The sequence below is a fragment of the Microbispora rosea genome, from assembly GCF_900156315.1.
Classification (GTDB): domain Bacteria; phylum Actinomycetota; class Actinomycetes; order Streptosporangiales; family Streptosporangiaceae; genus Microbispora; species Microbispora rosea.
Window position 1 is genome coordinate 75,018 of the sequence record NZ_FTNI01000012.1, and the last position, 19,985, is coordinate 95,002.

Here is a 19,985-nt window from a genome sequence, read left to right on the forward strand (position 1 = left end):
CGCCCGACTGCAGGAAGGCGGGGAGGACTACAGGGAGGTGTCGCCGCGGCCGGAGGCGGTCGCCTCGGGCGTTCTGTCCGTCTCGCTCCGCGCCTGCTGCGACAGGAGGACCCGGGACAGACGCGGAGTGGGGCTCGCCGCCGCCTGTGGAAGACGGATGGTGAAGGTGGCCCCGGCACCCGGCCGCCCGTCCACCTCGATCGTGCCGCCGTGCGCGTCCATCACCTCGCTCACGAGAGCGAGACCGATGCCGAGACCTCCGGTGTGCGGCGCGCCGACGTGTCTGGCGAACAGGCGCTCGGCGTCACGCGGGTCCAGCCCCACACCGTCGTCCCGGACACCGAGCTGAACGGTCTCGGCACCCGAAGACACGGTCACCCAGATGTGGCCGCCCGCCGAGGTGTGGCGCAGCGCGTTGTCGAGGAGCGCCGAGATCACCCGGCGCAGCGCGGACGGCGCTCCGCACACGACGTGATCACCCGGACCCCGCCGCACGTCGATCGTCACCCCGCGCTGCCCGGCGCGGGCCGTCTCGGCGTCGGCCGCCTCCTCCGCCAGCACACCCAGGTCCGTGGGGCCGAACGGCCGGCGGTGCTGCCTGAGCTGGGTCGACAGCAGCAGGTCCTCGATCACCTCGCCCAGTTGCCCGATGCCGGTGACCAGCCGGTCGACGTCGCCCACGACGACGAGAGGATCGCGCTCCCGCCGCAGCCGCCGGGCCGCGAGCTGCGCGCGGACGTGCAGCCGGGTCAGCGGGCTGCGCAGTTCGTGACTGACGTCGGCGGTGAACCGGCGCTGCCGGTCGAGGGCCTCGCCCAGCGGTGCGATCGCCCGGCGGGCGAGGACCTGGCCGATCAGCAACGCCGCCAGCAGGGCCGCCACCTCGGCCGCGCAGAGCGTGCGCAACAGCCGCTGCCGCTCGGTGACGGGGAAGTACAGGTCCATCACCGCCTGCGTGAGCACCTCGCCGCGCCGCTGCGTACGGACCAGGTAGGTGCCGCCGCCGATCTCCGCGACCTCGACCCGGGTGCGGCCGTCGGCGGCGACCCGGTCGAGCGCCTCGCGCATCGGCAGGTTCTCCGGCGCCCCCGGGGTGCCCCGCACGGTGTTCGCCCGGAGCTCGAACAGCCATACGCAGGGCGGCGGGTGCTCCATCGGGGCGGACACCGCGGCCACGGCCAGATCGCGCCGGGCGGTGGCATCCTGCGCGTCGACCACGAGGCAGTAGACCAGCGTGCCCAGGAGGGCGATCGCCAGCGAGAACACGGCCGCCACCTGCGCGGTGATCCGGCGGCGGGTCCGGATCAGCAGGCGCCGCTCCGGGTCGAAGGGCCGTCTCGTCGTCACAGCTCACCCAGGCGGTACCCCACGCCTCGCACCGTCCGGACGACGCCGGGCCCCAGCTTGTTGCGCAGGTAGTAGACGTAGGTGTCCACGATCGACTCGGTCCTGGCGCCGTCGAAGATCCGCTGCCGCAGCGAGGTGCGCGTGTGCACCTGCCGGGGACGGGCCGCCAGCGCGTGGAGCAGCCGGCACTCCTGGCCGGACAGCGTCACCTGCTCGCCGGACGGCAGGCGTACGGTGCAGGACGCGGAGTCGAGCCAGCCGGCGCCGAGCGGCAGCAGCGCGGCCTGGTCCAGGTTCCTGCGGTGCAGGGCGCGCACCCTGGCCAGCAGTTCGTCGATCTCGAACGGTTTGACCAGGTAGTCCTCGGCGCCCGCGTCGAGTCCGGTGACCCGGTCGGCGAGGGCGCCGAAGGCGGTGAGCATCAGCACCGGCGCGGTGACCGCCTGCCGGCGCAGCCGCCGCAGCAGATCGAGCCCGTCGACCACGGGCAGCCCGCGGTCGATGATCATCGCGTCGTAGCCGCGGCTCAGCGCCAGATGCAGCCCCCGCTGGCCCTCCAGCGCCAGGTCGACCGTGTAGCCCTGGTCGTTGAACACCTCGACCAGCATGTCTCCCAGCTCGCGGTCGTCCTCCACGAGCAGCAGGCGCAAGGAGCGCGGTTCGGATGTCCCCGATATCCGTGCCACCGGACAACCGTGGCACCGCGATGGGGAAATTTCCAGAGTTCGGAATGCCGTCCCCGGAAACATCCCCCCATATTCTGCGAATGTCCGAGTTCACACATGAAATTAGATGAAACCGGTTTCGCCCGCCGCCGCACCCACAGGCGCAGCGCTCCCCGTTTTCCTCGCATCGGCCCGTTCGAGGCGCTCCGGCAGCGCGAGTTTGTACAGCGGCAGCGCTCCCGCCGTGGTGAGCACCGCCACGAGGACCAGCATCGCGAAGAGCTCCTGCGTGATCATGCCCTGCGCCAGGCCGATGTTGATGAAGATGAGGATCATCAATCCGCGGGCGTTCATCATCGCGCCCATCGCCCAGGATTCGCGCCAGCCGAATCCCAGCGCCCGCGTCGCGAGCGAACAGCCGAAATACTTCCCGGAGAAGGCCAGGGCCAGGATCAGCGCGAACATCAGGAGCGCGGAGCCCCCGGCGATACCGCCGAGATGGGTGTTCAGCCCCGAGAACGCGAAGAAGACCGGCAGCAGCAGGGTCGACACGACATCCATCATCCGGCCGTGCAGAGCGGCGCGGAACGCCGGCTCGCGCGGCATGGCCAACCCGGCGACGAAGCCGCCGAAGACCGAGTAGACGCCGATCGCGTCGGTGATCCATCCGGCCGTGAGCGGCACCAGCACGATCACGTACACGGCGCCGGCGCCGAGGCTGCCGGTGCGCGCGACGCGGCGGCCGAGGGGGCGCAGCAGCGGAGCCACCACCCCGAGCATCACCGCCGCGAACACCGCCGCCAGGGCGATGGTGCGCAGCGTGTCACCGGTGCCGCCGCCCAGGTGCACCGCCGACAGCGCCGCGAGCAGGCACCACGCCACGGCGTCGTCGATCGAGGCGGCCAGCAGGGCGATCCTGCCGATGCGGGAGTTCTGCAGCCCGCGTTCGTACAGGATCCTGGCGAGCATGGGGAACGCGGTCAGCGACAGCGCTCCCCCGAGGAACAGGGCGAACTCCACCCGGCCGACGTCCGGGCGGGAGAGGCTGTCCCACAGGACGAGACCGGCGGCGCCGCCGAGGACCAGCGGAGAGAGGATCCCCGACGCCGCCAGCACGCTCGCCTTGCGCAGCTCGCCCGGCTCCCGGGCGTCGTGGTCCATCCCCGCCCCGACCAGGAACATGTACAACGTCAGGCCGAGGGTGCTGAGCACGTACAGGACCGGCCTGACCTCGGCGGGGAACAGGGCCGCCTGGGCGTCGGGGAACAACGCGCCGAGCAGCGTCGGCCCGAGCAGGACGCCGGCGACCATCTCGCCGACGACGCGCGGCTGCATCACCAGGGTGGCCAGCCGGCCGCACAGCGCCGCGGCCAGCAGGATGACGGCCAGGGCCGGCAGCACCCTGAGGGCCAGCTCCAGGTTGGCGTCGGCCGCCTGGGCCTCGGCGTGGACAAGGGCAGGGACAGAAGCGGGGAGAAGGGCCGGAAGGGGCATGACATGTGCCTCCGCTCGTGGTCGGGACCTGAGATCGGCCGGTCGTCTACGTGCCCTGAGGGCGGGCGTCGCCGGAGAAGTGCCGCTCGCACAGCCGCAGCCGGCGCGCGTCCCACACCATGTACGTGCCGAGGACGAGCTGAACCAGGCTGCGCCAGACGTCCTCCCAGCCGTCCTTGAGCCGCATGGACAGCAGCGTCAGGCGGCGTCCCGGCCCGTGCCGCGCGCCCGCCGGACCTCCCGCGTCATGCGGGGTGAGCAGGCACGGTCCCCGGTTGGGCAGCGACCGGGTGTGCGCGGCGGTGGAGTCGAGCTCGTACGCCCGCAGGACCTCCCGCACCGCGACCCGCAGGGCGAGCGGCGCGAGCCGCCACGCCGGGCAGGGACGGTTCGCCGGCATGCCGAACGGGATGTGGTTGAGCTCCCTGGCCGGGGCGTGCCCCGGGGCGAAGCGCCGGGGATCGAAACGCTCGGGTTCGGGAAAGCCCGCGCGGTGGAAGGCGGGGTAGTCGAAGCACAGCACCGAGCCGGCCGGGATGACGACGCCCTCGCCGACGCGGATGTCGTCCGTGGTGACGCGGTGGGCGATGCCGAAGAGCGGGTAGAGCCGCAGCGTCTCCGCGATCACCTGGTCGAGGTAGCGGTCGTCTCCGGCACGGGCCCTGGCCTGCACGTCCGGGTGCCGGGCGAGCGCCATCAGCACGTGGGCCGTGGCCTCCGACATCTGCACCACCGCCGTGTTGAAGAAGGCGCCCTGGAGATACAGCGCCCGCTCCCTGGCCGTCAGGCCCGCCGGGAGCTCGTGCCTCACGCGGGGCAGCGACTCGACGAGATAGGCGGTCAGCCGGTCGCGCCGGTCCATGTGCCGCAGGCCACAGCACTTGAGCGCGGTCACGACGTCGTCCGCGTTGCCGACGATGAGCTCGCGGGCGTGCGGCGGGCACGGCTCGCCGAAGACGAGCTCGTAGGAGAACTCGGCCCAGGCCGGCATGATCAGGTCGCGCAGCCGGACCACTCCGTGCCTGCCCTCCAGTGCCCGGCCGACGCACCCGCGGGTGAGCTCCTCCACCCGCGCCCGCGGCAGGGACAGGATGCGGCGGGTGGCCAGGGCGACGGCGTCGTACCGCTCCCCCGCCTCCAGATGCTCCTGGTGCATCTCGGGCCCCGGCGACAGCCAGTACCAGAACAGGTCGGACAGGACGGCGCCCTCACTCCGGCCGGAGGCCGCCGGATGGGAGTAGACCTCCCTGAACCGGTCCACGCCGACCAGGTCGCCGGGGACCGCGATGCTCTCCTCGCCGTTGATCCTGGTGAACACCCACCCGCGCAGCGCGACGACGCGGGCGGGGAGCCACCGGGGCAGGCTGATCACGACGACGGCCACGGCCACCCACAGCGCCGCCCACACCGCCGTCAGCATCGCCGCACCAGCCCCGGCTCCAGGTCGTGCGTCGAGGCGAGGCCGCACAGGGTGAGCGCGTGCTCGACCTCGTCCCGCAGCAGCCCGAGCACGCGGGCCACGCCGCACTCGCCGCCCGCCGCCAGGCCCCAGATCACCGGACGGCCGACAGCGACGGCGGACGCGCCCAGCGCCATCGCCTTGACCACGTCGGTGCCGCGCCGGATCCCACCGTCCATCAGCACCGGTACGGCTCCGCCGACGGCGGCCACGATCTCCGGGAGCAGATCGACGCTGGCCGGAACGCCGTCGAGCTGGCGTCCGCCGTGGTTGGAGACGTACAGCGCCGACACGCCGTGGTCGAGGGCGAGGCGCGCGTCGGCGGGATGCGTGACGCCCTTGAGCACGATCGGCAGCCGGGTCATCCGTCTCAGCAGATCGACGTGCTCCCAGGAGATCACCGGTGACATGACGATCGGCCGCACCGTCCCGCGGTCGTCGTCGCGCAGGTTCTCGCAGCGCATGCCCTCGGGCAGGTCGTCGAAGCCGTTGCGCACATCCTGGTCCCGGCGTCCCCGGGCGGGCGAGTCCACGGTGACGACCAGCGCCGCGCACCCGGCCGCCTCGGCGCGCCGGACGATCGCCTCGGTGAAGGCCATGTCGGGCTGCACGTAGAGCTGGAACCACAGGGTGGCGCCCGGCGCCGCGGCCACGACGTCCTCGACGGCGACGGTCGCGGCCATGCTCACGATCATCACGGTCTCCGCGGCGGCCGCCGCGCGGGCCGTGGCCTTCTCCCCCTCCGGGTCGGCGAGCCGGTGGAACGCGGTCGGCGCCACCAGCACCGGCATCGCCGCGCGGCTGCCCAGCAGGGTGACCCCGATCCGAGGGCTCCCCGCGCCGCGCAGGACCCGCGGCAGCAGCGCGAGCCGGGCGAACGCCGCCTCGTTGGCCTTCACCGTGACCTCGTCGCCTGCCCCGCAGGCGAAGTAGTCGTAGTGGGCGGGGTCCAGCCGGGCGCGGGCCGCCGCCTCGAAGTCCCGGATCGCCGGCAGCACGGCCGTCACACCGTGACCGGGAGGCTCTGGCGCTGGAAGAAGTCCCGGAGCGGGCGCAGGTGCACCTTCTCCGATGTCCAGTCGTTCTCCAGGTTCTCGGTGACGTGGTGGACGGCCTCGACCACGCCGCCTCGATAGCGGCGTACGACCGGGTGGAGGTAGTGGCCCTCGTCCGCACGCTCCGCGTCGCTCTGCCTGATCCGCCCCACCGAGATGTCGAACGGGTCGATCTGGTCGTGGTGCGGGCCGTACTCCAGGGTGATCGCGAAGTGGCCCGCGTCGCCGACCGGCGGGCCCTGCAGGTCGATCGGCAGTTCCTCCAGGTAGCGCATGCCGCCGAGCCCGTCCGGGACGATCATGTCGGCGAGCACCCCGAACTGCTGCCACAGCGCCGAGCTGCGGTTGACCCGTTCGAGCACGGCCGCCGCGAGCGCGTCGGGATCGGCGGGGAGGTCGCGGCCCGGCCAGGGAACGCCGTGATGCCGGTGCTCCAGCATGCGGTGCAGGGCGCGCACGCCGTAGCGGAATCCGTGGATGAACCCGTTGGTGCCGCGCTTGAAGTCGAGCGACTGGGTGATCGTCCCGGCGAAGTGGAGACCGGGCACGTTGACCGACTCGTAGGCCGGGGTCAGCGCGGGGAACCGGTCCCCGATCGTCAGCTCGGGACGGCACTCGGGGGAGAAGAAGGACGCGTCGAACCGGAATCCGGTGCAGACGATCACCCGGTCGTACGGGATGTCCTTGGTGACCTCGTCGGCCCGGACGAAGGCCACCGTCACCAGGTAGGAGCCGTCGGCCCGGCGCTCGATGTGCCTGATGTCGCCGTCCAGCACGGCGTTCTGCAACTTGAGCTGGTAGGTGTCGAGGAAGCCGGCGTTGACCGCGCGCAGGTGCCCGACGAAGTGGGTCCGCCAGGCCAGGCGCACCGAGTGCGGCCCGGCCACGTGGACGACCGCGGCCGTCTCCAGAAGGTTGTCGGCGGTCTCGAAGGCCGAGTTGGCCTTGCCGATGACGAGCACCCGCATGTTCGTGTAGTCCGCGGGGTCGATCGAGTGGGTGCCGTACTGCTCGGCGGTCTCGATGCCGGGGATGCGCGGGATGTTGGGCAGGGAGACCCCCGTCGCGACGATCACCCGCCATGCCCGGTAGATCCGGCCGTGCTCGTCGGTCACGACGAACGGGCCTTCGGCGTCCGGGCGCGTGACCTCGGCGACCCGTGCGTCGTACGTGACGTGCAGGCCCTGGAAGGCGACGAAGTCCTCCAGATAGCGGACGAAGTCCTCGGCGGCGGGGAAGTAACGGTCGCTGTAGCGGGTGAACAGGAGACGGGGGTCGTCCGACAGCAGCGAGTTCCAGTCCATCCGGAGGTTGAGCTCCGGATCGTCCCATCCGGTGTACTTCTTGTTGATGGAGATGAGCTTCCGATGGCGGGGGAAGGTCCGGAAGAACGCGCCGGGCTCGGGCGCCGCCTCGAGGATCCGGTAGCCGCGCCCCGCCCGGTGCAGGAAGTGGCCCATCTGCAGGCCCGCCGGTCCGGCGCCGACCACCAGGTAGTCCAGGATGTTGTCCGGCACTGACGCCTCCCTCACTGGGGTGGTTGAAGTTTCACCAGTGTTGGCGGGCGATTCTCAGAGATGGATCAGAGCGCGACGACAGATGCCGTTCCACCAGGGCACGCTTGTCCGGTTTGCCGCTCGGCGCAGCCGGTACGGAGGACACCGTCGTGATCGTCCGGGGGACGCTGTCCGCGCCGAGCTCGGTCCGCACCAGCTCCGCCAGGGCGGCGTGGTCCGGGCTGCGGCCCGGAGCGGGGACGACGAACGCGTGGACGGCCTCCCCGGTCCGCTCGTCCGGCGCGCCGGCCACGTACGCCTCGGCCACGTCGGGATGGCCAGCCAGCGCCCGCTCGATGGGACCGGCGTAGACGACGATCGCGTTCACCATGATCACGTCCCTGGTCCGGCCGGCCAGGTGCAGCAGGCCGGTCTCGTCGAGGTGCCCGAGATCGCGGGTGCGCAGCCAGCCGTCCCGCAGCACGTCGCGGGTCTCCTCCGGCTGATTCCAGTAGCCCGCCATCAGGTAGGGGCCGCGCACGTGGATCTCGCCGGTGCGTCCCGTGGCGACCGGGCGGCCCTCCTCGTCGCGCACGCTGATCTCCACGCCGGGGTGCGGGCGGCCGACCGAGCCGGGCGCGTCGTGGCCCTCCTCCGGCGTGAGCATGGAGATGGCGCCGGCCTCGGTCGCGCCGTACACGACGTGGACGACGGGGCCCAGCCGGTCCAGCGCCTCCAGCAGCCGATGCGGGCTGAGGGGCGACCCGGAGACCGTCAGCGCGCGCAGGCTGCCGAGGTCGACCGGCTCCTCGCGGAGCAGGTCGAGCATCTGGCACAGCCGGGGCACGGTCACGATCGCCCCGGTGATCCGGTGCCGCTCGATCGCGTACGGGAACAGTGGCCGGCCGTCCTCGTCGGGGATCACCGCGGTGCCGCCGCCGAGCAGGCACGGCGCCAGGAACTCCAGCACCACCAGGCTGGACAGGGTGCCGAAGAGCATGTAGCGGTGGAATGACTCGCCGAAGCCGGGCGCTGCCGACGACCAGCCGCGAAGGGCCGACCAGTGCGCCGCCAGGGCCCGGTAGGTGAGCACGCAGCCCTTCGGCCGGCCCGTGCTGCCGCTGGTGAAGGTCAGCAGGGCCGCGTCGTCCGGGCGTGCCGTCACGGCGGGGAAGCGGCCGTCGCCGGCATGGGCCAGGAGGTCGGCCACCCCGGGGGCGGGTCCCAGCGACAGCACAGCGGCAGGCTCGGCGGACCCGGCGACGTGGAGCAGTTCCGGCGTCGCCGTCGAGCCGTCGACGACCACGGCGTCGACTCCCGCGCCGAGGACGTCGGCGAGCTGACGGGCCGTGTACCCGGGCTTCACGCTCACGACGCGACAGCCCAGCACGTGCGCGGCCATCTGGGCGGCGAACCCTTCCGGCGAAAGCCCGGTGCGGACGGCGACGCCCTTGCCGGGGCCGAGTCCCGCATCGCGCATCGCGCCGGCCATGCGCCCGATGAGCTCCAGCAGCTCGCCCCGGGAGACGATCCTGTCGCCCTGTTCGAAGGCGGGCGTGCCGGGCGAGCCGCGCAGCGCCTCCAGCAGCAGGTGGGGGAAGGATTCGGCGGCGTGCTCGGGCGGCCCGCCGGAGTCCGGCGGCTCGGTGTGCGGCGCGGTCAGCGGCTCAGTGGGCGGCACGGTGTGCGGCTCAGTGGGCGGCGCGGTGTGCGGCTCAGTGGGCGGCGCGGTGGGCGGCGCGGCGCGATCGTGGTGCGTGGCGCGGGTGACGGGATCGTGCATGTCCGGCTCCTTCGTCTCGCGAGGCACCCGCCCGCGGCGACGACACGACCGGCCGCGGCGCGGGCGCCGGTGTGCCACCGGCGGTCGCGACGGTAGGCGGCGCAGATCAGAGCCGGATCAGAACGCGCGCCCGCGAGCCGTCGTGGGAGCGGCACAGTGGGAGGGCAGGCCGGGAGCGGCCCGGTGGCGAGGGGCCCGGTGGGAGGGGCCCGGCGGGAGCGACAGGGCGGGATTGGCGGGGCGGGATCGGCAGGGTGGGATTGGCACAGCTCAGCCCGTCGCGAGCATCATCGGGGCGAACATGCGGGTCCGGTCGCCGGGGACCGGCCTGCCGCCGTGGACCATGAAGGACGTCGAGAACGCCTGTGACAGGCCCCGCTCGCCGAGCCAGTCCAGCAGGCCCGGCCGGGCGCGCTCGGCCTCGATCCGCACCAGGCCTCCGGCCTTCCGCGCGAGGTCGGTGACGAGCGCGCGGGCGACCGCCTCGCCGTCGGCGACCACCGGCCCGATGAACAGCGTGTCGACGCTGCGCCACGACACGGCGTAGCCGGTCAGCCCCGACTCGTCCTCGGTGACCCTGACCTCCTCGGCGAAGGCGAACAGCCGCGCCAGCAGATCGGCCCGGTCGGCGCCGAAGACCTCCCCGTCCAGCGCCAGCAGGGCGCCGAGATCGGCGTCGAGGTCGGCCGGTCTCGACAGGACGGGGTCGTGCCCGGTGCGCAGGCGCCCCACGCGCGCCTCGGTCACGCCCAGCGCCTCGAATCCGAGCTTCTCGTACAGCGGCCTGCCGAACTCGGTGGCCCAGAGGAAGACGGTCGCGTCACCTGCCGCGTCGAGCACGTGCGTCATCAGCCGGCGGCCCAGCCCGCGTCCGCCGTACCGGGTGGCGACCAGCATCATGCCGATGCCCGCCGCGGCCATGCCGTACCGGGTGAGCGTGACCGTGCCCGCGAGATCTCCCGAAGGGGCGTCGATCGCGTAGACCTCGGCGTTCTCCAGGAGGAACAGCCACTTGCGCTCCTCCCGGGCCCAGGCCCTGTCCTCACTTAGGGCGAGGCATCGGCTCAGGTCCTCGGGTCCGAGCCGGCGTACGGGAAGCTCGGTGGCCGGCGTGGTGAGCGGGTCGGGCATGCGTTCTTCCTTGTCCGCGCCGGTCGCGGCCCCGGCGCTCGTGGCGGCATCCGAGGCTAGCCGCACCGCCGATCATGCGGAAACCGATTTTCTCCAGGAAAAACCACTGTCCGGCGGGCGAGGAATCTTGTCACGATCGTGCCATGCGACACTGGCCGCTCTTATCCCTGCGACTGACGACCCCCCGCCTGGAGCTGCGCCTGCCCGGCCTGGACGACCTGGACGCGCTCGCCGACCGGGCGGCCGAGGGCGTCCACGACCCCGGCGAGATGCCGTTCGGCGAGCCGTGGACGGACGCCCCGCCGCACGAACGCGCCCGCTCGACCGTCCAGATCCACTTCCGGCAGTGGGGCACCTGGTCTCCCGGCAACTGGGCGTGCTCGTTCGTGACCGTGTGGGAGGGCCAGGTGGCCGGCGTGCAGGAGATGCGGGCCGTCGACTTCGCGGTCACCCGGGAGGTCACCACCGGTTCCTGGCTCGGGCAGCGCTTCCAGGGCAGAGGCATCGGCACCGAGATGCGCGCGGCCGTCCTGCACCTCGCCTTCACCGGCCTCGGCGCGCGGTACGCGACGTCGTCCGCCTTCGTGGACAACACGAAGTCGCTGGCGGTCTCCCGGCGGCTCGGCTACCGGGAGGACGGGCTCGCCGTGGAGAAGCGCAGGGGCGAGGCCGCGCTGCAGCAGCGGCTGCGGCTGTCGCGCGACGAGTGGACGACCCCCGACGGGTTCGAGATCCACGGCCTCGAACCCTGCCTCCCCCTGTTCGGAGCCTCGGACGGGATCACGGATGCAGGGGGAGCCCCTTGAGCGTCTTGTCCACGGCGTTCTTGGGGCCGTGGACGGCCAGCCCGACGAGCGGCATCTCCTCGGCCGTCACGGCCCGTACGGCGGCCCGGTTGTCCACGTCGTTGCCGGTCTTGAACATCTCCTCGATGTAGACGGCCACGGCGAGCCCCCGTTCGACGGCGCGGGCGCGCACGCGGGCCAGCCCGGCGGGGTCCGCGGCGTAGACGAGCACGGGCTGGCGGAACATCGGCAGATAGGAGGTGCCCGAGCCGTCCTCGTACCGCTCCCCGATCACCTCGGGGGCTCCCCCCGCGACCGCGCTCGCCAGGAACGCCGTCACGTTCAGCTTCTGCCACACGGCCAGGTCCCTCCGGACCACAATGCCGATCTTGGTGTCGAAACGCATGCGCCCCAGCCTGCCTCCGCGCGTACGTACGGTCTTGTACGCTCGTGCGCCGCCCATCCGCGCACAATGGTGCTGTGGCACACGATTGGTCCCGCTACTGGCGCTCTCCCGACCGGTCGCTGGAGGCCATGCACGCCCACTTCGCGCGGCACGTCTACCACCGGCACAGCCACGAGACGTATTCCTTCGGCGTCACCGAGGAGGGCAACCAGGCGTTCACCTGCCGGGGAGCCGCGCACACCAGCGTGACGGGCATGGTCATGGCGTTCAACCCGGACGACCCGCACGACGGGCACGCCGCCGATGCCCTCGGGTTCACCTACCGGATCGTCCACATCGGGCCGGAACTGGTCACCGGCGTGCTGGGCGACGTGGCCGGGCGGGAGACGGGACCGCCGTTGTTTCCCCACCCCGTCGTCCGCGACCCGGCGCTCGCGGCCGGGCTCAGGGCGCTGCACACGGCCCTGCTCGGGGGCGCCGGCGCGCTCCGCCGGGACGAGTTGCTGACCGCCGTCGTCTCCTCGATCGTCCGGCGGGCCGCCACTCAGCCGGTGCGCGCGCGGGAGGCCACCTCCGCGGACGCCCGCCGCATCGCCGAGCGGGTGCGAAGCCGCCTCCAGGACGCCCCGCTCGCCGAGATCACCGCCGACGACCTCGCCGCCGTGACCGGGCGCAGTAGGTTCGCCGTCTATCGCGCGTTCCGTGCCGTGTACGGCATGGCGCCCAGCGACTACCAGCGCCTGCTCCGGTTGCGTACGGCCCGGCGGCTGATCGCGCAGGGCCGTTCACTGGGCGAGGCGGCGGCCGAGGCGGGGTTCGCCGACCAGAGCCACCTCACCCGGTGGTTCGTCCGCTGTTACGGCATAAGCCCCGGGAATTACCGGGCGGCCGTGGCGGTCTGATTTCAGGCCGCCCACCGCCCGCGCCTGCCCGCGTACGCGGCGGCCCCCGCGAGCAGCCCGGCCAGCAGCAGGTAACCCGAGGTCAGGGACAGCGCGGTCGCGACCGCCCCGACAAGGAGCGGGCCGCCCGCGTCGCCGATCTCCCGGCCGACCTCGGCGCTTCCCATGGTCTGGCCCATGCGCTCGGGAGGTGTGGCCTCCGCCAGAACGGCGAACCCGAGCGGGGTGACCAGCCCGATCCCCGCGCCTGCCGTCGCCGCCGCGAGGACGAGCGGGACCACGCCCGGCACGGCGGCGAGCACGAAGGCCGCCCCGCAGAGCAGCAGCCCGGTGGCCAGACCCCGGACCGGGCTGATCCTCCTCGCGTCGAGCGCCCGGCCCGCGAGTGGCTGGGCGACGGCGGAGCACGCGGCCAGCACGGAAACGGCCACACCGGTCGCGATCGGCCCGAGCCCGTCCGCCCGCCCGGACACCGGCAGGAAGCCGACTCCCACCGACAGTGCCGCCGTGCCCGCGGCCAGGGCCGTCATCGGCCTCAGGAACCCGGGATCGGCGAGACGCCGGATGAGGTCCCCCACGGTCTGCCTGGTGCGCGGCAGCGGAGGCACCCGGGGCACCGTGAGGGCCGCCCAGCAGGCCACCGCGGCGGCCAGCACGGCCATGACCGCGAACAGCGAGCGCAGGCCACCCGCCGCCACGACCGCTCCGCCGAGGAAGGGGCCGATCGTGTAGCCGGCGCTCTTGTAGAAGCCGTACGAGCCGAAGGCCCGGCCGCGCGCGGTCTCCGGGGTCAGCCGCGCCACCAGCGCGGACGCCGCGGGCGAGAACGCCGAGGCCGCCGCGCCCTGCCCCAGCCTCGCCGCCAGGAGCCACCCGGTGTCCGGGAGACCATGGGACCGGGCCGCCACCACGTAACCGCCCGAGGCGAGGACGAACGCGACGAGGCCGCCCACGAGCACCGGGCGCGGTCCGATCCGGTCGGCCAGCGTGCCGAACGCCGGTTTGAGCACGACCTCGGCGCCGTCGTACAGGGCGAGCAGCAGGCCGAGCCGGAGCAGGGACGCTCCCGCGTCGTCGCCGGCCACGCCGAGACTGGCCGCGATGCCGTGTGCGCCGAAGGCGGTGGTGAACCCGGCGGCGTACAGGGGCCGCAGGCGCACGCGGCTCACGGGCCGGTCCGGGACCGGCGCGTCACGCCAGGCGCGGCGGGAATCCGCCGGTGGCCACCGGCCCCCAGGACGTCGGGGTGATCCGCACCAGCGACTTGCCCTGGCGGACCATGGCCGCGCGATACTCCTCCCAATCGGGGTGCTCGCCGGAGATCGAGCGGTAGTACTCGACCAGCGGCTCCAGTGCCTCCGGCAGGTCGAGCACCTCGGCGGTGCCGTCCACCTGCACCCACGGCCCGTCGAAGTCGTCCGACAGCACCACCACGCTCGCGCGCGGGTCGCGGCGGGCGTTGCGGGCCTTGGCACGTTCGGGATAGGTCGACACGACGATGCGGCCCTCCGCGTCGACTCCGCACGTCACCGGGGACGCCTGGGGGCCGCCGTCGCGTCTCGTCGTGATCAGGATCGCCCGGTGGCGACCACGGAGGAAGTCGAGCAACTCCTCACGGGAGACCTTGTCCGCGGTCGCGATCCTGGGGCTCATGCTCGCTCCTCGCCTTCGGCTCGCAGCGGCATTCGCCAGGCGCTGTACTTATTGATTCGCTCGCTACGCTCACTCATGCTCGCTCCTCGCCTTCGGCTCGGAGTGCGGTCATGCCGGAGGCGTGCCATCCAGCACCTCGCCAGGCGCTGTACTTATTGATTCGCTCGCTACGCTCACTCATGCGGCCACTTTAATCAGCTTCGATCAGCATCCGGAGGCGCGGCTCCGCTCCACCAGGCCGGTGACGCCGTCGAGCAGGAGCCGCATGCCGAGCTCGAACAGGTCGTCGAGGCGGAAGTCGTACCCGTCCTCGCCCAGGTCGCCGATGACCTTGGCGAAGGCCGGATAGCGCCCCGACCCCGCGATGGCGCTGAGCGCCGGCCCCTGGACGTCCATCCACTGGTCCTCGGACAGGCCGGTCGCCGCCGCGATCTGCGCCTCGCGCTCCAGGTTGATCGCGAGGCCCTGCACGTGGCTGTAGAGCAGGATGTGGACGTCGAGGACGGTCGCGGGATCGAGGCCCAGACCGTCGAGGGCGGCCAGCGCCCAGTCGGCGTGCGCGGTCAGCCCGGGCAGCGGCAGCGGCCTGCCGAGCGGGCTGAGCTGCGCCAGCCAGGGATGCCGCCGGAAGGTCGCCCACAGCGTGCGGCCCGCGATCTCCAGCCGTTCCCGCCAGCCCGCCGGAGGATCGGCGGGATAGCCCAGCTCGCCGAACGCGGCGTCCGCCATGAGCAGGATCAGGTCGTCCTTGCCTCCGACGTACCGGTACGGCGACATGGCCGCGACCCCGAGCCGGGCCGCCACACCGCGCATCGACAGCGCCGTCAGCCCCTCCGCGTCGGCGATCTCGATGGCCGCCCGTACGACCCGTTCTCGGGTCAGCTCGCGTTCGGTCCCCGGGCCGGGCCGCCGCCGCGCCGTCTCCGCATCGCGTGAGGGCGGCGGCGTGAGGCGGGTCCGATCTACCGGTTGCGCGGCGGCTCCCGGCGCGGTTGGGGAGGCCGGGAGTGGAAGGGCCGGTGACGGGACGGCAGGGGAGGAGATGGCCGGCGGCGGCTCGGCGACGACCGTGCCGACGCGGGGTTCGGCCCGGACCAGCCCTTCCCTGCGCAGCTCGGCGAGCGCCCTCGTCGCGGTGGCGAGCGCGACCCCCCACTGCGCGGCCACCTGCCGGGTCGAGGGCACCCGATCACCGGGCGCCAGCTCGCCCTCGGCGATCCTGCGCCTGAGCTCGGCGGCGATCCTCGCGTACGGCGGTGTCACGTCGCCCTTCCCTTCTGTACTAGGACAGAACCTAGCTGTCCTAGTACACAAACACACAATAACCACAGGTTGCGCGGCTTTTGCTTACACCGTACATTCATCGTGCATACAGCATCCACACCCCAAGGGAGCTTCGATGACCAACGTGCTCGTCTCCGGCGCCGGTGTCGCGGGGATCACGCTCGCCTACTGGCTGCGCCGCCACGGCTTCGCCCCGACCGTGGTGGAGCGCGCGCCCGGCCTCCGCGCCGGCGGGCAGGCGATCGACGTACGCGGCGTCGCACTGGAGGTCGCCGGCCGCACCGGCGTACTCGACGAGGCCCGGCGCCTGCGCACCACCCACCGCGGCATGTCGGTGTACGACGGCGACGGCAACGAGATCATGCGCTCGGAGGAGACGACCTACAGCAGCGGCCGTCTCGACAACGACGACATCGAGCTGCTGCGCGAGGACCTCACCCGCCTGCTGTACGACCGCACGCGCGAGGACGTCACCTTCATGTTCGGCGACTCGATCGCCGCGCTGGAGCAGGACGAGCGGGGCGTGCTGGCGCGGTTCGAGCACGCCGAGCCGCGCCGGTACGACCTGGTGGTGGGCGCGGACGGCCTGCACTCCACGGTCCGGCGCCTGGCCTTCGGGCCGGAGCAGGAGTTCGTCCGTCACCTGGGGACCTACCTGGCCGTCTTCGGCATGGACAACTTCCTCGGGCTGGAGGACTGGCAGGTCTGGATGCAGGACGGGGAGCGCGGATACGGCGTCTTCCCGGTGCGGGGGAACACCGAGCTGCGGGTCACTCTGGGCTTCCGGTCCGAGCCGCTCGACCATCGGGACCCCGCCCGGCTGCGCGCGGCCGTGGCCGAGGCGTTCGCGGGCGCGGGCGGCGAGACGTCGCGGCTGCTGAAGGGCATGGAGGAGGCGGGCGACTTCTACTGCGACTCCATGGCCCAGATCCACATGGACCGGTGGACGTCGGGACGGACCGCGCTCGTCGGCGACGCCGCCTGCTGCCCCTCCCCTCTATCGGGCCAGGGCACGAGCCTCGCCCTCGTGGGCGCGTACGTGCTGGCCGCCGAGCTGGCGGCGGCGGGAGGCGCGCACGAGGCCGCCCTCGCCCGCTACGAGCGGCGGATGCGGCCCTTCGTGGCCCTCAACCAGGCACTGGCCACGGAGAACCCGGGCAGAGGGGCCTCCGAGGAGTCGGTCGATCGTGCCAAGGACGCGATCTCCCTGGACGGGTGAGGGCCCGCCGGCGCTTTACCTGCCCTCTACCCGACTAGCACCCACTACGTACGTATGCCTCGAACAGGTATCGATACGGGTGTTTTCCCCCTGCCCGCCCCAAGACGCAAGAGGGCAGTCTGAAAACGTCTTAAAGAGTGCATGAGAGTCAGGGGGACCGATCATGTGCCAGCACCACCCGCAGTGCCCGTCGGCGGACGCACCGGACCGCGACGCGGCCTGTCTGATCGCTTTCCACCCGGAGCAGGGATGGGGCCTGCTCTGCAACGGCGTGGTGCTCTTCGACGACCGCGGTGAGCTCATGCCGGACGGCCGCAGCATTCCGGCTCGCGCGTCTTTGGGGTGTGCCGCATGAGTCTGCTCATTTCCGTTCAGGACGAAGCACTGTCACCCGCGTCACCGTCGTCCCCACAGGGCGGCGACACGCCCGCCGCGCCGCAGCGCCGGCGCTCCGCGGTCCGGAACCGCTGGGAGGCGCTGCGGAAGCGGGTTGGCGACCTCGCGATCCAGCTCGTGAACGACCCCGACGTCGAGACGGCCTCCTGGCGGCTGCCCGCCGACGCCGCCTCCGCCGGGCTGGCCCGGCGGCTGGTCCACGAGCGGCTCGGCTCCTGGGGCATGGAGAACCTGTCCGACGTGACGCAGCTGCTCGTGAGCGAGCTGGTCACGAACGTGCTGTGCCACACCTGCTGCGGCGACCTCGTCGTACGGCTGTCGGCCGTCGAGGGGCTGCTGCGCTGCGAGGTGGAGGACTGCGACGACGCGATGCCCGAGATGGCCCGGCCCTCCGAGGGCGAGGAGCACGGGCGCGGACTGCGGCTGATGGACTCGCTGGCCTGCTGCTGGGGCGCGGAGCCCACCCGCCAGGGCAAGATCATGTGGTTCGAGCTGCCCGTCTACGCCCTCCGCTGACCGGCCCGCTCATCGGGCCGGTCGCGCCGTCCGCGACCTGGCCGTCCGCGTACTCGCTCAGCCGTTCCTGCACCCAGGCGGCGACCTGGGCCCGCGACTTGAACCCGAGCTTGTCGAGAATGTGCTCGATGTGGCCTTCCGCGGTGCGTTGAGAGATCACCAGCCTGCCGGCGATGTCCTTGTTGCTCAGTCCCTCGGCGACAAGGTGCGCGATCTCCGTCTCCCTGCGCGTCAGCGGTGCGATCCGGCCCTCGAACGGCGCCGGCTCGCGAACGGCCGGCACCCGTTCGAGCAGGGCGCACACCAGGGCCTCTTCCCTCGTCAGGGCCGCGCCTCGGGAGAACTCGGTCTGGAAGGCGCGCTCGCCCAACGCCTCCACGGTGGCCGCCTCGCACTCGTCGTGACAGCGGATCATGTAGCGGAACTCCGCCAGCCGCGCGCCCACGGCCTGCCAGCAGGTCCGCACGACGCCGAGCAGCCGGGCCGCCCGCTCGTACTTCTGCTCGCCGGCGGCGAACCAGGCATGGGCCTCCAGGTTCATGCCCATGCCGATCTGGTCGCCCATCGCCGTGTTGTAGCGCAGGCTCTCGTTGTTGATCTGGCAGGCCGCGCGTGTGTCGCCCCGGTTCCAGGCGTCGATCGCCAGCGCCAGCAGCGCGTACGCCCGGTGCCAGCCCTCGCCGTACAGGTCGCACAGGGCCACGCACTCCTCGGCGAGATCACGGGCGGCCGGACGGCCGAGGAACGCGTTGGCCAGGGCGAGCCGGTTGAGGGCCAGTGCGAGGCCCATGGGGTTGCCGACGGCGCGGTGGGCGGCCTCCGCCTCCTCGTATCGCCGCATGCCGCTCTCCAGGTCGCCCACGGACACGGCCGCCATGCCGGACAGGAACGCGATGTAGCCGAGCGTCACCCGCAGCCCGAGCCGCTCGGCGATCGAGGCGGCCTCCTCCAGCCGTGCGAGCGTGGTGGCGCAGTCGCCCCTCAGCAGGGAGATCCAGGCGCCCGCCCACAGCGCGTGGGCGCGCACCTCGCCGGGTTCCGTGGCGGCGGCCAGGCTCCGGTCGAACCAGCCCGCCCCCTCCGACAGGTGGTAGCCGCTCCAGTGGTAGAGCAGCTCCGCGGTCATCGCCAGGCCCGTCTCGGCCTCTCCCGGCTCGCGCAGCGACCAGTCCAGGGCCTTGCGGAGGTTGACGTGGTCGGGCTGCAGGCGTTCCACCCAGGACTGCTGGGCGGCGCTGAACAGCTCCGCCCAGGCCCGTGAGGTGATCTTCCGGTAGTAGTCGCGGTGGCGCCGGTGCAGCGTCGCCTCCTCCCCGGAGGCGGCCAGCAGTTCCCGGCCGAACTGCCGCACCGTGTCGAGCAGGCAGTAGCGGACCATGCCGTCGGACTCCCTGCGGAGCAGGACCGACTTGTCGACCAGCCCCGCGACGAGTTCGAGCACGTCCTCGCGGGCGATCCCGTCGCCGGCGCACACCTGCTCGGCCGCCTCCAGGTCCAGGCGGCCGGCGAAGACCGAGACCCGCTGCCACAGCAGCCGCTCCTGCTCGGTGCACAGCTCGTAGCTCCACTCGAACAGCGCGCGCAGCGTACGCTGCCGGGGCAGCGCGGCCCGCGATCCCCCGGTCAGCAGCCGGAACCGGTCGTCCAGCCGTTCCAGCACCTGCCGCACCGACAGGGCGCGCAGCCGGACGGCCGCCATCTCGATCGCCAGGGGCAGGCCGTCGAGCCGGCGGCAGATCTCGGCCACCACCTCCTCGTTCTCCTCGGTCACCTCGAACCCGGGGACGACCGACGCGGCCCGCTCGGCGAACAGCCGGACCGCGTCCGACTCGGCGAGCGGCACCGCCGAGTCGCCGCCCGGAGTGGGCGTCGACAGCGGCGCCAGCTCGAGGATCTGCTCGCCGGCGATGCCCAGCGCCTGCCTGCTCGTGGCGAGGACCCGAAGGTCGGGGAGTGCACGGACCAGCGTGTCCACGAGCACCGCGCACTCGGCGAGGACGTGCTCGCAGTTGTCGAGCACGATCAGGGCCTGCCTGCCCCGCAGGCGTTCGACCAGCACGTCGAGCGGCGGCCGGGTCGAGTGCTCGTTGACCGACAGCGCCTCGGCCACGGCCTGCGCCAGGAGGCCGGGATCTTCGAGCGCGCCCAGCTCGACGAGCCGTACGCCGCCGGGGAAGGTCCTGCGGACCTCCTCGGCCGCCCGCAGCGCGAGGCGGGTCTTCCCCACCCCGCCCATGCCGATCAGCGTGACCACGTGCGAGGTCCCCAGCAGGCGTTTGAGCTCGGCCACCTCGTGCCGGCGCCCCACGAAGCTGGTCACCTCCGCGGGCAGCCCGTCCTGTTCCCCCCTGGCAACTCTCGTTCGCATCGCGGTCATGACGCCCACGCCGCCCC

18 protein-coding genes are annotated in these 19,985 nt (G+C 72.8%); 5 read left to right on the forward strand and 13 right to left on the reverse strand.

All coding sequences use genetic code 11. The features are described from left to right. Positions 1-27: 27 nt before the first annotated feature. The 8 genes from BXA11_RS18525 to BXA11_RS18560 all read right to left on the reverse strand — a co-directional run bounded on the left by BXA11_RS18525 (position 28) and on the right by BXA11_RS18560 (position 10,430). Complete coding sequence (locus tag BXA11_RS18525; protein ID WP_076436138.1) at positions 28-1,347, reverse strand: sensor histidine kinase; 1,320 nt, start codon at positions 1,345-1,347, stop codon at positions 28-30. Next, the gene (locus BXA11_RS18530; RefSeq protein WP_204053525.1) at positions 1,344-2,033 is read right to left on the reverse strand and encodes a response regulator transcription factor; all 690 of its coding nucleotides are present in this window, start codon (positions 2,031-2,033) and stop codon (positions 1,344-1,346) included. Before BXA11_RS18530 ends, BXA11_RS18525 begins: the two co-directional genes overlap by 4 nt. 102 nt (positions 2,034-2,135) lie before the next feature. After that, positions 2,136-3,506 carry a cation:proton antiporter domain-containing protein gene (locus BXA11_RS18535; protein WP_076436139.1) on the reverse strand — a complete coding sequence of 457 codons (1,371 nt, stop codon included), beginning with the start codon at positions 3,504-3,506 and terminating at the stop codon, positions 2,136-2,138. A gap of 46 nt (positions 3,507-3,552) precedes the next feature. Further along, positions 3,553-4,926 carry a cytochrome P450 gene (locus BXA11_RS18540; RefSeq protein WP_083744360.1) on the reverse strand — a complete coding sequence of 458 codons (1,374 nt, stop codon included), beginning with the start codon at positions 4,924-4,926 and terminating at the stop codon, positions 3,553-3,555. Further along, the gene (locus BXA11_RS18545) at positions 4,920-5,972 is read right to left on the reverse strand and encodes an alpha-hydroxy acid oxidase (RefSeq protein ID WP_083744361.1); all 1,053 of its coding nucleotides are present in this window, start codon (positions 5,970-5,972) and stop codon (positions 4,920-4,922) included. The genes BXA11_RS18540 and BXA11_RS18545 overlap by 7 nt, the downstream gene beginning before the upstream one ends. Further along, positions 5,969-7,537: an NAD(P)-binding domain-containing protein gene (locus BXA11_RS18550; RefSeq protein WP_239104871.1), complete on the reverse strand. Its 1,569-nt coding sequence runs from the start codon at positions 7,535-7,537 to the stop codon at positions 5,969-5,971. The genes BXA11_RS18545 and BXA11_RS18550 overlap by 4 nt, the downstream gene beginning before the upstream one ends. A 31-nt stretch (positions 7,538-7,568) precedes the next feature. Continuing rightward, positions 7,569-9,299 (reverse strand): class I adenylate-forming enzyme family protein, encoded by a 1,731-nt coding sequence (locus BXA11_RS18555; protein ID WP_083744362.1) that lies wholly within the window; start codon positions 9,297-9,299, stop codon positions 7,569-7,571. A gap of 270 nt (positions 9,300-9,569) precedes the next feature. Further along, positions 9,570-10,430, reverse strand: a complete 861-nt coding sequence (locus BXA11_RS18560) for a GNAT family N-acetyltransferase (RefSeq protein ID WP_076436143.1) — start codon at positions 10,428-10,430, stop codon at positions 9,570-9,572. A gap of 143 nt (positions 10,431-10,573) precedes the next feature. Between BXA11_RS18560 and BXA11_RS18565 the strand changes: the two genes are divergently transcribed. Beyond that, positions 10,574-11,236 carry a GNAT family N-acetyltransferase gene (locus BXA11_RS18565; protein ID WP_076436145.1) on the forward strand — a complete coding sequence of 221 codons (663 nt, stop codon included), beginning with the start codon at positions 10,574-10,576 and terminating at the stop codon, positions 11,234-11,236. On the opposite strand, the gene BXA11_RS18570 is transcribed toward BXA11_RS18565, so the two are convergent. Next, on the reverse strand, positions 11,211-11,621 hold the full coding sequence (locus BXA11_RS18570; RefSeq protein ID WP_076436147.1) for a DUF2000 domain-containing protein: 411 nt from the start codon (positions 11,619-11,621) through the stop codon (positions 11,211-11,213). The two genes, BXA11_RS18565 and BXA11_RS18570, sit on opposite strands and share 26 nt — an antisense overlap. 74 nt (positions 11,622-11,695) lie before the next feature. Between BXA11_RS18570 and BXA11_RS18575 the strand changes: the two genes are divergently transcribed. Next, the gene (locus BXA11_RS18575; RefSeq protein ID WP_239104872.1) at positions 11,696-12,523 is read left to right on the forward strand and encodes an AraC family transcriptional regulator; all 828 of its coding nucleotides are present in this window, start codon (positions 11,696-11,698) and stop codon (positions 12,521-12,523) included. 2 nt (positions 12,524-12,525) lie between these two features. On the opposite strand, the gene BXA11_RS18580 is transcribed toward BXA11_RS18575, so the two are convergent. The 3 genes from BXA11_RS18580 to BXA11_RS18590 form a co-directional block, all read right to left on the reverse strand. Continuing rightward, positions 12,526-13,692: an MFS transporter gene (locus BXA11_RS18580; RefSeq protein ID WP_204053526.1), complete on the reverse strand. Its 1,167-nt coding sequence runs from the start codon at positions 13,690-13,692 to the stop codon at positions 12,526-12,528. A 22-nt stretch (positions 13,693-13,714) separates the two neighbouring features. Beyond that, positions 13,715-14,176 carry a PPOX class F420-dependent oxidoreductase gene (locus tag BXA11_RS18585; RefSeq protein WP_076436149.1) on the reverse strand — a complete coding sequence of 154 codons (462 nt, stop codon included), beginning with the start codon at positions 14,174-14,176 and terminating at the stop codon, positions 13,715-13,717. Positions 14,177-14,380: 204 nt separating this feature from the next. Continuing rightward, entirely contained in the window at positions 14,381-15,439 is a 1,059-nt protein-coding gene (locus BXA11_RS18590) for a GntR family transcriptional regulator (RefSeq protein ID WP_076436151.1), read from the reverse strand. A 136-nt stretch (positions 15,440-15,575) separates the two neighbouring features. Between BXA11_RS18590 and BXA11_RS18595 the strand changes: the two genes are divergently transcribed. The 3 genes from BXA11_RS18595 to BXA11_RS18605 all read left to right on the forward strand — a co-directional run bounded on the left by BXA11_RS18595 (position 15,576) and on the right by BXA11_RS18605 (position 17,591). Continuing rightward, the gene (locus tag BXA11_RS18595) at positions 15,576-16,679 is read left to right on the forward strand and encodes an FAD-dependent monooxygenase (RefSeq protein WP_076436153.1); all 1,104 of its coding nucleotides are present in this window, start codon (positions 15,576-15,578) and stop codon (positions 16,677-16,679) included. A 163-nt stretch (positions 16,680-16,842) separates the two neighbouring features. Continuing rightward, a complete protein-coding gene (locus BXA11_RS44610) occupies positions 16,843-17,034 on the forward strand; it encodes a DUF5999 family protein (protein ID WP_030507756.1) in 192 nt (63 codons plus the stop codon). Beyond that, positions 17,031-17,591: an ATP-binding protein gene (locus tag BXA11_RS18605; RefSeq protein ID WP_076436155.1), complete on the forward strand. Its 561-nt coding sequence runs from the start codon at positions 17,031-17,033 to the stop codon at positions 17,589-17,591. The genes BXA11_RS44610 and BXA11_RS18605 overlap by 4 nt, the downstream gene beginning before the upstream one ends. Here the strand turns inward: BXA11_RS18605 and BXA11_RS18610 are convergent. Then, positions 17,554-19,959 (reverse strand): ATP-binding protein, encoded by a 2,406-nt coding sequence (locus BXA11_RS18610; RefSeq protein WP_143734387.1) that lies wholly within the window; start codon positions 19,957-19,959, stop codon positions 17,554-17,556. The two genes, BXA11_RS18605 and BXA11_RS18610, sit on opposite strands and share 38 nt — an antisense overlap. Positions 19,960-19,985 lie beyond the last annotated feature (26 nt).

Excerpts from the sequence above, each read along its gene's own strand:
- BXA11_RS18535 (WP_076436139.1), bottom strand. The coding sequence starts at position 3,506 with ATGCCCCTTCCGGCCCTTCTCCCCGCTTCTGTCCCTGCCCTTGTCCAC.
- BXA11_RS18540 (WP_083744360.1), bottom strand. The coding sequence starts at position 4,926 with ATGCTGACGGCGGTGTGGGCGGCGCTGTGGGTGGCCGTGGCCGTCGTC.
- BXA11_RS18555 (WP_083744362.1), bottom strand. The coding sequence starts at position 9,299 with ATGCACGATCCCGTCACCCGCGCCACGCACCACGATCGCGCCGCGCCG.
- BXA11_RS18560 (WP_076436143.1), bottom strand. The coding sequence starts at position 10,430 with ATGCCCGACCCGCTCACCACGCCGGCCACCGAGCTTCCCGTACGCCGG.
- BXA11_RS18565 (WP_076436145.1), top strand. The coding sequence starts at position 10,574 with ATGCGACACTGGCCGCTCTTATCCCTGCGACTGACGACCCCCCGCCTG.
- BXA11_RS18570 (WP_076436147.1), bottom strand. The coding sequence starts at position 11,621 with ATGCGTTTCGACACCAAGATCGGCATTGTGGTCCGGAGGGACCTGGCC.
- BXA11_RS18585 (WP_076436149.1), bottom strand. The coding sequence starts at position 14,176 with ATGAGCCCCAGGATCGCGACCGCGGACAAGGTCTCCCGTGAGGAGTTG.
- BXA11_RS18595 (WP_076436153.1), top strand. The coding sequence starts at position 15,576 with ATGACCAACGTGCTCGTCTCCGGCGCCGGTGTCGCGGGGATCACGCTC.
- BXA11_RS44610 (WP_030507756.1), top strand. The coding sequence starts at position 16,843 with ATGTGCCAGCACCACCCGCAGTGCCCGTCGGCGGACGCACCGGACCGC.
- BXA11_RS18605 (WP_076436155.1), top strand. The coding sequence starts at position 17,031 with ATGAGTCTGCTCATTTCCGTTCAGGACGAAGCACTGTCACCCGCGTCA.
- BXA11_RS18610 (WP_143734387.1), bottom strand. The coding sequence starts at position 19,959 with ATGCGAACGAGAGTTGCCAGGGGGGAACAGGACGGGCTGCCCGCGGAG.